The organism is Sulfitobacter sp. G5_S2_6_S6, from assembly GCF_054968505.1.
Window position 1 is genome coordinate 1 of the sequence record NZ_JBQKUI010000009.1, and the last position, 12,049, is coordinate 12,049.

The 12,049-nt window shown below is 60.9% G+C and carries 11 protein-coding genes; 8 read left to right on the forward strand and 3 right to left on the reverse strand.

Translation table 11 applies throughout. The features are described from left to right. Positions 1–87: 87 nt before the first annotated feature. Positions 88–1,458, reverse strand: a complete 1,371-nt coding sequence (locus ACTRWK_RS13855) for a class II 3-deoxy-7-phosphoheptulonate synthase (RefSeq protein WP_039912024.1) — start codon at positions 1,456–1,458, stop codon at positions 88–90. 204 nt (positions 1,459–1,662) lie between these two features. Between ACTRWK_RS13855 and ACTRWK_RS13860 the strand changes: the two genes are divergently transcribed. After that, positions 1,663–2,667: a GlxA family transcriptional regulator gene (locus tag ACTRWK_RS13860; RefSeq protein WP_180827738.1), complete on the forward strand. Its 1,005-nt coding sequence runs from the start codon at positions 1,663–1,665 to the stop codon at positions 2,665–2,667. On the opposite strand, the gene ACTRWK_RS13865 is transcribed toward ACTRWK_RS13860, so the two are convergent. After that, a complete protein-coding gene (locus tag ACTRWK_RS13865) occupies positions 2,664–3,773 on the reverse strand; it encodes a PQQ-dependent sugar dehydrogenase (protein WP_462843961.1) in 1,110 nt (369 codons plus the stop codon). The two genes, ACTRWK_RS13860 and ACTRWK_RS13865, sit on opposite strands and share 4 nt — an antisense overlap. A gap of 159 nt (positions 3,774–3,932) precedes the next feature. Between ACTRWK_RS13865 and ACTRWK_RS13870 the strand changes: the two genes are divergently transcribed. The 7 genes from ACTRWK_RS13870 (at position 3,933) to ACTRWK_RS13900 (ending at position 10,150) form a co-directional block, all read left to right on the forward strand. Beyond that, entirely contained in the window at positions 3,933–5,123 is a 1,191-nt protein-coding gene (locus ACTRWK_RS13870; protein ID WP_005853628.1) for an ABC transporter substrate-binding protein, read from the forward strand. Between the two features lie 90 nt (positions 5,124–5,213). Continuing rightward, a complete protein-coding gene (locus ACTRWK_RS13875; protein ID WP_005853630.1) occupies positions 5,214–5,993 on the forward strand; it encodes an ABC transporter ATP-binding protein in 780 nt (259 codons plus the stop codon). Beyond that, positions 5,990–6,556, forward strand: a complete 567-nt coding sequence (locus ACTRWK_RS13880) for a hypothetical protein (RefSeq protein WP_289081085.1) — start codon at positions 5,990–5,992, stop codon at positions 6,554–6,556. The genes ACTRWK_RS13875 and ACTRWK_RS13880 overlap by 4 nt, the downstream gene beginning before the upstream one ends. An 11-nt stretch (positions 6,557–6,567) precedes the next feature. Further along, complete coding sequence (locus ACTRWK_RS13885) at positions 6,568–7,389, forward strand: ABC transporter ATP-binding protein (protein ID WP_081781256.1); 822 nt, start codon at positions 6,568–6,570, stop codon at positions 7,387–7,389. A 21-nt stretch (positions 7,390–7,410) separates the two neighbouring features. After that, positions 7,411–7,839, forward strand: coding sequence for a hypothetical protein (locus tag ACTRWK_RS13890; protein WP_289081084.1), 429 nt, complete (start codon positions 7,411–7,413; stop codon positions 7,837–7,839). Beyond that, positions 7,839–8,849 carry a branched-chain amino acid ABC transporter permease gene (locus ACTRWK_RS13895; protein ID WP_005853635.1) on the forward strand — a complete coding sequence of 337 codons (1,011 nt, stop codon included), beginning with the start codon at positions 7,839–7,841 and terminating at the stop codon, positions 8,847–8,849. The genes ACTRWK_RS13890 and ACTRWK_RS13895 overlap by 1 nt, the downstream gene beginning before the upstream one ends. Beyond that, positions 8,846–10,150, forward strand: a complete 1,305-nt coding sequence (locus ACTRWK_RS13900) for a branched-chain amino acid ABC transporter permease (RefSeq protein ID WP_005853637.1) — start codon at positions 8,846–8,848, stop codon at positions 10,148–10,150. Before ACTRWK_RS13895 ends, ACTRWK_RS13900 begins: the two co-directional genes overlap by 4 nt. Positions 10,151–10,221: 71 nt before the next feature. Here the strand turns inward: ACTRWK_RS13900 and ACTRWK_RS13905 are convergent, their stop codons facing one another. Further along, complete coding sequence (locus ACTRWK_RS13905) at positions 10,222–11,772, reverse strand: helicase HerA-like domain-containing protein (protein ID WP_289081083.1); 1,551 nt, start codon at positions 11,770–11,772, stop codon at positions 10,222–10,224. Positions 11,773–12,049 lie beyond the last annotated feature (277 nt).

Sequence of the window (12,049 nt, forward strand, 5' to 3'; positions counted from 1 at the left end):
CCGATGGGACGCACCCCGATGCAGCAAAAAGAAAAAGGCCGCGCATGATGTTATGCGCGGCCTTCCTTATTGCATGAGCTGCGGCAGTTAGCCGACGGCTTTGACCTGTTGGTTCGCCCGGCGTGCCGACAGTTCCTCGGCCACGAGGAAGGCAAGCTCCAGCGACTGGCTGGCGTTCAAGCGCGGGTCGCAGGCGGTGTGGTAGCGGTCCGACAGGTCTTCGTCCTGAACGGCGCGGACACCACCGGTACATTCTGTCACATCTTGACCGGTCATCTCAAAGTGGACACCACCGGGCACGGTGCCCTCGGCCCCATGTACCGCAAAGAATTCACGCACTTCACGCAGCACGGAATCGAAGGGCCGCGTTTTATAGCCGCTTGAGGATTTGATCGTGTTGCCATGCATGGGGTCACAGGTCCAGACGACATTCGCGCCCTCTTCCTGCACGGTCTTGATCAGACGCGGCAGGTGTTCCCCCACATTGCCGGCCCCGAAACGCGCGATCAGGGTCAGGCGACCCTCTTCGTTTTCGGGGTTCAGCTTGTGCATCAACAGCTTGAGGTCATCGCTGGTCATCGTCGGGCCGCACTTCAGACCGATGGGGTTCTGAACGCCGCGGGCAAATTCCACATGCGCGCCATCAGGCTGACGTGTCCGGTCACCGATCCAGATCATATGACCCGAGCCCGCCAGCCATTTGCCGGTCTGGCTGTCCTGACGGCACAGTGCCTCTTCGTATTCCAGCAGCAGCGATTCGTGGCTTGTATAATATTCCACCGATTGCAGGGTATGCGCCGTCTCGGACGTGACACCCGCCGCCGCCATGAAATCAAGCGTGTCTGAAATGCGGTTCGCGATCTCGCGGTATTTTTCCGCCTTTTCGCTTTCGGTAAAGCCCAAAGTCCAGCCGTGCACCTGATGCACATCGGCATAGCCGCCGGTCGAGAACGCCCGGATCAGGTTCAGGGTCGCGGCGGCCTGTGTGTAGGCGCGCAGCATCTTTTTAGGGTCGGGAATACGGGCGTCGGCGGTAAAGGCGAGCTCGTTGATGATGTCACCGCGGTAGCTTGGTAGTTCCACCCCATCCACGGTTTCAGTGGGCGCTGAACGCGGCTTGGCGAACTGACCCGCCATGCGGCCCAGCTTGATCACCGGCACTTTGGCACCGTGGGTCAGCACGATGGCCATCTGCAACATCACCTTGAAGGTGTCGCGGATCATATCGCTGCTGAATTGTTCAAAGCTTTCGGCGCAATCGCCGCCCTGAAGCAAGAACGCCTCGCCACGGCCCGCCGCCGCCAGATGCTTTTTCAGCCGCCGCGCTTCACCCGCAAAGACCAACAATGGATAACGGGACAATTCAGCTTCGACCGCGCGCAGCGCGTCCTGATCAGGATAGTCGGGCATCTGGATCCGCGGTTTGTCGCGCCAGCTTGATTTTGTCCAATCGGTCATCATTTTTCTCCGAAGTCCGCAGCGCCCGAAGTGTCAGGCGCAAACATTGTGAAATTGTGGTATATAAAGGTCTGGCCCAAGTGACCAGAACCGAAATTCACCCTATTGACCTTCGCCCCCGCCCGTGGGCAAGGTTTTTGGCAGGTTTTTGAGGGCAGCGCCCACTTTGCCCCAACGTATAACGCAAACCTGAAAGGCGACGTGATGAGCGACACCCGTCTGGCCAACCGCATTCTTCCTGACGCTGAAAAGACACGGCGCTTTGTCTTTGTGCTGCTGGAAAACTTCACCATGCTCAGCTTTGCCTCCGCGGTGGAATGTCTGCGCATCGCCAACCGCATGGCGGGTCGTCCGGCCTATGACTGGCGTCTGATCGGCGAGGATGGCGGGCGCGTGCGCTGTTCGGCAGGGGCGGAATTCACGCTGGACGGCGATCTGGACGATCTGGGCCGCGACGACACGCTGGTGGTGTGCAGCGGCATCGACGTGCAGGCGGCGACGACCAAGAAGCTGCTGGGATGGCTGCGCCGGGAGGCCCGCAAGGGCATGATGGTCGGCGGTCTGTGCACGGCCGCCTTTACGCTGGCCAAGGCCGGATTGCTGGATGGGAAGAAAGCCACGATCCACTGGGAAAATCAGGATAGTTTCAGCGAAGACTTCGAGGACGTCACCCTGACAAAATCGGTCTTTGTGGTGGACGGCAACCGGATGACGACAGCAGGCGGGACATCCTCGATCGATCTGATGCTCAAGCTGATTGCCGACGATCTGGGCGAGGATCTGGCAAATGCCGTCGCCGACCAGCTGATCTATAGCTCCATCCGCACGGACCAGGACACGCAGCGTCTGTCGGTGCCCACCCGTATCGGCGTGCGGCATCCCAAGCTGGGTCAGGTCATCCAGATGATGGAGGCCAATATCGAAGAGCCGATCAGCCCGTCCTCATTGGCGCGCGATGTCGGCATGTCGACGCGGCAGCTTGAACGGCTGTTCCGCCGCTACCTCAACCGAAGCCCCAAACGCTATTACATGGAACTGCGCCTGCAAAAGGCGCGTAACCTGCTGATGCAAACGGATATGAGCGTGATCAACGTGGCGCTGGCCTGTGGTTTTGCCTCGCCGTCGCATTTTTCCAAATGCTACCGCGCGCATTATAACACCACGCCTTACCGCGAGCGCGGGTCGCATGCGGCCAAGCCTGTCGCCTAATCGTTACTGATCCGGTACACCGCCCCGTTCCCGACAGAGATAAACCAGATCGCGCCGTCCGGTGCCTCTATGATGTCGCGCACCCGCGCCGTGGCGGGGGTAGAGATTTGCGCCACCTCGGCCAGCGGGTCGCCCTGTAGCCGCGCGATATAATTGAACTTGAGCGAGCCTATGAAGATATCGCCCCGCCAGTCGGGAAACATCTTGCCCGAATAGACCAGCAACCCCGAGGGCGCGATAGACGGGTCCCAGTAGAAGGCGGGCTGCTCCATCCCCTTCTTCGCGGTGCCTTCGCCGATCTTGGCACCGGAGTAGTGACGCCCGAAGGAAATCACCGGCCATCCGTAATTCGCGCCCTTGCGGACCGCGTTAACCTCGTCCCCGCCGCGCGCCCCATGTTCTGACACCCACAGGTTGCCCTCCAGATCAAGCGCTGCCCCTTGCGGATTGCGATGCCCGTAGGACCAGATTTCCGGCAGCACGTCGTCACGCCCGACAAACGGGTTATCGGCGGGCACAGTACCGTCACGGTTCACCCGCACGACAGAGCCGTTGTGCTGCCCCAGATCCTGCGCCGCGGGGCGGTCGCCACGCTCTCCGACGGTGACGAACAGCGTGCCATCGCGCGCCTCGACCACGCGGCTCCCAAAGTGCTGACCGGCGGCAGACCCGCGTGACATGGTAAAGAGATCGCGTAGATTTTCGAGCCGCGCACCATCCTGCGACAGCTCTGCCGCGGCAAGCGCGGTACCGGCCCCGCCTTCAAGCGCCTTGGCATAGGTCAGGAACACGGTGCGTGATCTGTCAAAATCCCGTGCCAGCGTGATGTCCAGCAAGCCGCCCTGCCCTGCGTCAACGACCTGCGGGGTACCCGCAACCTCTTGGCTAGCCCCCTCGCGGACCCGCAGCAAGCGGCCGTCGCGTTCGGTGACCAGCACGTCCCCATTCGGTAAAATCGCCATCGCCCAAGGCGTCTCCAGCCCTGACACCTGCTGGGTAATCTGCAGCTCTTGCGCGCCAACGCCCGACGCGCCCATGAGCGATCCGGCTATGACCAACGCCCCGATGGCCCGTGCGGCTTGACCTATCATCCCCCCGCGAAACATGGCTTTCCCCCTTCATACAACCTATCCCTGCAAACCTAGCGCAGACAAAGCGTCGATCCACATCATCTTGCGCCACTTTACCTAGGGATAACGCTTTTCTTTTCCAAAATCGCCGCATAGGCTCTGGCGCAGAACACCATGTTCAACAGGGAGAGAAACATGAAAAAGATGCTTATGGCCACAACGGCTGCAGCATTGCTAGCCACCAATGCCTATGCCGACGCGCATAGCAAGGACGTGAAGCTTGGCGTGATCTTTGGCTACACCGGCCCGATTGAATCGCTGACCGGCATCATGGCATCCAGCGCCGAGCTGGCCATGAAAGAAGTCACCGACAGCGGCATGCTGATGGACGGGGCGACAGTCACCGCCTCGCGCGCGGACACGGGCTGCGTCGATAACGCGCTTGCGGTATCCAGTGCGGAACGCCTGATCGCTGAAGGGATCAACGGCATTGTGGGCGCGGCCTGCTCTGGCGTGAGCGGCGCGATCTTGCAAAACGCGGCACTGCCCAACGGCATGGTGATGATTTCGCCATCCTCCACATCCCCCGGCCTGAGCACGATGGAAGACGATGGTCTGTTCTTCCGCACTGCCCCCTCCGACGCCCGTCAGGGCGAGGTCATGGCAGAGGTGCTGATGGAAGAAGGCATCAAGGAAGTCGCGGTCACCTATACCAACAACGACTACGGCAAGGGTTTGGCGGACGCGTTCCAGCAGGCCTATGAAGCCGCGGGCGGGACGATCACCATCTCTGCCGCACATGAAGACGGCAAGGCCGATTACTCTGCCGAGGTTGGCGCGCTGGCCTCTGCCGGTGGCGATCGCCTGGTGGTTGCGGGCTACGTCGATCAGGGTGGATCGGGCGTTGTGCGTGCGGCGATTGATTCAGGCGCGTTCGACACGTTCCACTTCCCCGACGGGATGATCGCGGCGAACCTTGAAAACAACTTCGGCTCCGAGCTGGACGGCTCCACCGGCCAGCACCCCGGCACCGATAGCCCCGGCGCTGACAAGTTCACCGCGCTGGTCGACGGTGCCTTCGATACCACATCGCCCTTCGCACCGGAAAGCTATGACGCAGCGGCGCTGCTGATGCTGGCGATGCAGGCCGCAGGGTCTTCCGATCCGCAGGTCTATAAGGATCAGGTCATGTCGGTTGCGAACGCCCCCGGCGAAAAGATCTATCCGGGTGAGCTGGCCAAAGCGCTGCAAATCCTCAAGGACGGCGGCGAAGTCGACTATGAAGGCGCAACCGCGGTTGAACTGATCGGCCCCGGTGAATCCGCTGGCAGCTACCGTCAGATCAAGATCGAAGACGGCAAGATCACGACGGTTCAATACCGCTAACATCACATGACGTGACAGAAAACAGCCCGGTGCATTGCGACCGGGCTGTTTTTGCAACGGGGCTTCGGCACCGCACGGGGAGACTACAAAATGATCGTCGTAGACGACATCCATAAACATTTCGGCGGGTTCCACGCCGTGGACGGGGCCAATCTGACCATTGGCAAAGGCACGATCACCGGTTTGATCGGCCCGAACGGTGCTGGCAAAACGACGCTATTCAACGTGATCGCGGGGGTGCTCAAACCGACCTCGGGGCGCGTGACGATGGACGGCGAGGATATCACCGGCCTGCCCCCCCATACGCTGTTTCACAAAGGGCTGCTGCGGACCTTCCAGATCGCGCATGAATTTTCGTCGATGACCTGCCGCGAGAACCTGATGATGGTGCCCGGCGATCAGGCGGGCGAGACGCTATGGAACACGTGGTTCGGGCGCAAGCGCATCGCCGATCAGGAACGCGCCTTGCGCGCCAAAGCGGACGAGGTGCTTGAGTTTCTGACGGTGGAACATCTGGCCGAGCAAAAAGCGGGTCAGATATCCGGCGGTCAGAAAAAGCTGCTGGAACTGGGGCGGACCATGATGGTCGACGCCAAGATCGTGTTCCTTGACGAGGTCGGGGCCGGTGTGAACCGCACGCTGCTCAATACCATCGGTGACGCGATCATCCGTCTGAACAAGGAACGCGGCTATACCTTTGTCGTGATCGAACACGACATGGATTTCATCGGCCGTCTGTGTGATCCGGTGATCTGTATGGCCGAGGGCAAAGTTCTCGCTCAAGGCACCCTGCCCGAGATCAAGGCCAACGAACAGGTGATCGAGGCCTATCTGGGCACCGGGCTCAAGAACAAGGCCGTGTCTGCATGAGACGGATGGCCACCGCATTGACGCTCTGCGCGGGATTTGCCCTGCCGCAGGCCGCTGCGGCCTGTGCGCAGCTGTCGGCGCAGGTCTGGATGTGCGATCGGGGCACCCCGTGGGAAGAAGCAACCTGGGACACGGTCGGCGACGGCTCCACCCGCTATCTGGGCGAGGTGATCCTGAACTTCACCCAAGAATGGCCCGGGTACGACATCGCCGACGGCACCTCGACGCTGGAAGAGCAATACGAGACCTATAGCGCCTGGATCGCGGCGGATGGCGGCCCTGCCCCCGAGGTGCTGAAGGTCGACCGGATCGACACCCCGATGGGCACGACCCTGCGCCACCTGCAATATGACGAGATCGACGGCGACCGCACCATGAGCGCGGTCATGTTGTCGGATGTCGGATCAGCGCGGATAATGCTGTATCTCGATACCACCGACACAATGCCTTTGGATGAAATGGACAAGATGTCCTTTGAGGTGGCCATGATGCTGCGCGACACATGTGCGGATGAGATATCCTGCGCCGCGCCCATCCCTGCGGCAGCCCTGGACACCGAATGAAAGAGACTGACATGAGCAACCCATACGGCGACCGGGGCAATAAGGACCTGTCGATCGCGAACCCCAAAGGGCAAGGCACCGCGCAGCCGGTCAAAGGGGGCGGCAAAAGCCACCCCGCACCGGGGGGCCCCTTCCTGATCGGCGACACGATGACGGGCGGTTATGGCAAGGGCCCCGATATCCTGCACGGCTGCACCATCGCCGTCGAAAAGGGTGAGATCGCCGTCATCGTCGGCCCCAATGGCGCGGGCAAATCCACGGCGATGAAGGCGGTCTTTGGCATGCTCGACGTGCGCCAGGGCCATGTGCGGCTGGACGGCGAAGACATCACCTCGCTGTCGCCGCAAGACCGTGTGGCCAAGGGCATGGGGTTCGTGCCGCAGACCTCGAACATCTTTACTTCGATGACGGTGGAAGAAAACCTCGAGATGGGGGCGTTCATCCGCCGCGATGATTTCCGTGATACGATGGCGCAGGTCTATGACCTTTTTCCGATCCTCAAGGAAAAGCGCTATCAGGCCGCGGGCGAACTGTCGGGCGGGCAACGCCAGCAGGTCGCGGTGGGCCGCGCGTTGATGACGCAGCCGAAGGTGCTGATGCTGGACGAACCCACCGCTGGCGTGTCCCCCATCGTGATGGACGAACTATTCGACCGCATCATCGAGGTCGCGCGGACCGGTATCCCGATCCTGATGGTAGAACAGAACGCCCGCCAAGCGCTGGAAATTGCGGATAAGGGCTATGTTCTGGTGCAAGGGGCCAATGCCTTTACCGGCACGGGAAAAGAACTTTTGGAAGACCCCGAAGTTCGCAAATCCTTTCTGGGGGGTTAAGCGATGCGATGGACCCTTCCGATGGCCCTATTGGCAACCACGGCGCCAGCCTTGGCGCAGGACAGCGTTGCCACGACCGCAGCAACAGCCCCGACCGCCGCAGCCGCCACGACCCCCGCAGAGCCCTTCCAGCAGACGATTGCAATCGCCTGCCGCTTTACTTGGGAATGTGTGGAAAACGAGCCCTGCACCGAGACAGAGTTCACCCCCGACATCACCGGCAACGCAGGCGGAGCCTCTGCCGATGCGCTGACGGTTCAATCACAAATGGTCAGCGACGCCGAAACCGTCGACATGACCGGCACGAAACAGGTCAAGGCGCTGTCCCTGACGGGGGGTGGGTTTGATGCCCGCCACCTGCTGAGCATCGCCACCGACGGGGCCTCCCGTTATACCGTGCATTACGCTGATGGGCCGATTGTCATCAGCTATCTAGGGACATGCAAATAATGGATTTACTCAACGCTTTCATCGCCTTGGCCAACTATGTGCTGGTTCCGGGCATCGCCTACGGGTCGCAGCTGGCGCTTGGTGCGCTTGGGGTGACGCTGGTCTATGGCATCTTGCGGTTCTCGAACTTTGCCCATGGCGACACGATGGCGCTTGGCGCGATGTCCGCCGTGCTGATCACCTGGGGTTTCCAGTCGCTGGGGCTGAGCCTGGGGGTCCTTCCGACCGCCTTGCTGGCGCTGCCCTTTGCGATCATCATCACCATCGGTCTGCTGCTCGGCACAGACAAGCTGGTCTATAGCTTCTACCGCGAAAAGAAGGCCAAGCCGGTGATCTTTGTCATCGTCTCGCTGGGGGTGACATTCGTCTATAACGGTATCACCCGCTTCATCATCGGCGCAGAGGATCAACGGTTTCTGGATGGCGAACGCTTCATCATCTCGGCCCGCGACTTCAAAGAGATGACGGGGCTTGAGGAAGGTCTGGCGATCAAAACGACCCAAGGGCTGACCGTGGTGACGGCTGTCATCGTGGTTGCCGCATTGTTCTGGTTCCTGAACAAGACACGCTCGGGCAAGTCCATGCGCGCCTACTCTGACAACGAGGATCTGGCGCTGCTGTCGGGCATCAATCCTGAACGCGTGGTCATGATCACCTGGATCATTGTGGCCTGTCTGGCGACCACCGCAGGCGTGCTATACGGCTTGGACAAGTCCTTTAAACCCTTCACCTATTTCCAACTGCTGCTGCCGATCTTTGCCGCCGCGATCGTGGGCGGTCTTGGCAGCCCGATCGGGGCCATCGCGGGGGGCTTTGTTATCGCATTCTCCGAGGTGACGATCACCTATGCGTGGAAAAAGGTCTTTGGCTACCTCGCACCCGAGGGGATGGCCCCCGACGGCTTGGTGCAGCTTTTGTCCACCGACTATAAATTCGCCGTCAGCTTCGTGATCTTGTTGATCGTGCTGCTGTTCAAACCCACAGGTCTGTTCAAGGGGCAATCGGTATGAACGAGACACTGAAAAACACCGCTCTTTTCGCCATTGTCGCGCTGCTGATCGTACTGACCGGGCTGGCGCAAAGCTGGAACGCGGCGCTGCTGATCATTGCGATGGGGCTGATCTCCAGCATCATGGCACTTGGCGTGAACCTGCAATGGGGCTTTGCGGGGCTGTTCAACGTGGGCATCATGGGGTTTGTCGCCCTTGGCGGTCTGGCCGCTGTGCTGATCGGCATGCCCCCCACGCAAGGCGCATGGTCCGCGGGGGGCTGGGGGATCCTCACCGCCCTGCTGATGGGGGCCGCGACGATCATTCTGGCGGTTCAGGTGATGAAACGCATGGCCAAGGGATGGCTGCGCACGCTGGTTGTTCTGGTGGTGCTGGTGGCGGGGTTCTTTATCTTCCGCGCCCTGCTCGACCCATCGGTGAGCGCGGTCGAGGCCGTGAACCCCGCGACCACCGGCTATCTTGGCGGGCTTGGCCTGCCGGTGATCATCGCCTGGCCCGTGGGCGGGCTGTTTGCAGCCGGAGCGGCCTGGCTGATCGGGAAAACCGCGCTTGGGTTACGGTCGGATTACCTAGCGATCGCGACCCTGGGCATCGCCGAGATCATCATCGCCGTGCTCAAGAACGAAGACTGGCTGTCGCGGGGCGTCAAGAACGTCATCGGCATCCCGCGCCCCGTCCCCTATGAGATCGACCTGCAAAATAACGCGGGCTTTGTCGAACAGGCGGCCGGCTTCGGACTGAACCCGGTAGAGGCATCGACGCTTTGGGTGAAATTCCTGTATGTGTGTCTGTTCGCCGTGGTGCTCTTGGTGCTGATGTGGCTAAGCCAGCGGGCGCTGAATTCGCCTTGGGGCCGCATGCTGCGCGCGATCCGCGACAACGAGGTCGCGGCCGAAGCCATGGGTAAGGACGTGACCGCACGGCACCTGCAGGTGTTCATCCTCGGCTCTGCCATCTGCGGGATTGCCGGTGCGATGATGACCACGCTGGACAGCCAGTTGACGCCCGGATCCTACCAGCCGCTGCGCTTTACCTTCCTGATCTGGGTCATGGTGATCGTTGGCGGGTCCGGCAACAATCTAGGGGCCGTGCTGGGGGGCTTTCTGATGTGGTACCTTTGGGTGATGGTTGAACCCATGGGGCTGTGGCTGATGCAATTGGTCACCGCGGGCATGTCCGACGGCTATTGGCTGAAAGACCACCTGATCGAATCCGCTGCGCATATGCGGTTGATGACGATGGGGGCGGTCTTGCTGCTGGTATTGCGGTTCAGCCCGCGCGGGTTGATCCCCGAGAAGTAAAAGAAAAGGCCTTATTCCTTGCGGGATAAGGCCAGCCTTCGGCGAGGATTTAGGACCATTTGGAAGCGCGTTCAGCGTCCTTTGAACAACCCGCCCAAGATTCCGCGCACGATGCGCCGGCCGGTTGTGCCTTTCAACTCCTTGATCACCACACTCGCGATGGCTCCGCCAAAGCTGTCGTCGCTTTTGGTCGTGCGTTTCGAGGTAGAGCGCGTGACCCGTTTGCCTGCATAGCGCCGCGCTGCATTGAATTCGCGCAAGGCGGGGGATGTGTCTTCGGCCTCGGCTTGCTCCTCGGCCTGTGCTGCCTCTTTCGCGGCGTCTTCGGCGCGTTTGGCCAGCATTTCGAACGCGGAGGCGCGATCAAGGCGGGTGTCGTATTTCCCTGCCATCGGGCTTTGCGCCATCAGGGCGGCGCGGGTGGCCGGATCGATCGGGCCAAGCTGCGAGGATGGTGGCCGGATCAGGGTGCGTTCCACGATGCCGGGGATCCCTTTTTTCTGCAGCATGGAGGTCACCGCCTCGCCCACGCCCACATCGCGGATCGCGTCTTCGGTTTCGAAACGCGGGTTCTCGCGGTAGGTTTCGGCGGCAAGGCGCAGCGCCTTGCGATCACGCGCGGTGAAGGCGCGCAAGGCGTGCTGGATGCGGTTGCCCAATTGGCCAAGGATATCTTCGGGCACGTCTGCGGGGTTCTGTGTGATGAAATACACGCCCACGCCCTTGGAGCGGATCAGCCGCGCCACCTGTTCAACCTTGTCGACCAGCGCTTTGGGGGCGTCGTCAAACAGCAGATGCGCCTCGTCGAAGAAGAACACCAGTTTGGGTTTATCGGGGTCGCCGACCTCGGGCAGTTCCTCGAAGAGTTCTGACAGCAACCACAGCAGGAAGGTCGCGTAGAGCTTGGGCGACTGCATCAGCTGGTCGGCCGCGAGGATATTGATAAAACCGCGCCCGTCCGTGTCTGTGCGCATCAGGTCGGTGAGCGCCAGCGCAGGTTCCCCGAAGAGATCAGCCGCGCCTTGGTTTTCCAGCACCAGCAAGCGCCGCTGGATCGCGCCGACCGAGGCCGACGACACATTGCCGTAGCGCAGCTCCAGGGTTGCAGCGTTTTCCCCGATCCAGACCAGCAGCGCCTGCAGATCCTTGAGGTCCAGCAGCGGAAGCCCGTCTTCGTCAGCGACGCGGAAGGCGATGTTGAGGATACCTTCCTGGGCCTCCGTCAGATCGAGAAGCTGCGCCAGCAGCAAGGGCCCCATTTCCGAGATTGTCGTCCGCACCGGATGCCCTTGTTTGCCGAACATATCCCAGAAGGTGACCGGAAAGGCGCTGTAGTCGAAATCGTCAAAGCCGATGGTCTGGGCGCGCTCTGAAAAGGGGTTGTGCAGCTTGTGGCTGGCAGAGCCTGCCTGCGCCAGCCCTGACAGATCGCCTTTGACGTCGGACAGAAACACCGGAACCCCTGCGGCGGAAAACCCTTCGGCCAGGATTTGCAGCGTGACGGTTTTGCCTGTGCCCGTGGCCCCCGCGACCAATCCATGACGGTTGGCATAGCCGATGTTGAGAAACTGTTTCGTCGCGTAGTCTTCGCCACCGCCGCCGATGAATATATCATTTGTCACGTATTTAATTCCTTTTGGGCCAATAACCTGCAGCCAAAGTGCAGAGCGAGCATACAAAGTTAACCTTTTCACACCATAGTGATTTTGTCGCCGGTCGTGATGTCCTTTTCGTGCTGGCGGCACTTCCTCCCTGTCAGACTTGGCCGCGCCTTCGGGTGCGGCCCTTTTTACGTTTGAGGTCCGTTTTACGCGCTTGAAACCGCTGTGATATTTTATGTTGACGGTGCCCGAATGCTTTCGTAACGTGCTTTCAATAAGTCGGCCAAGTCCGATGGGG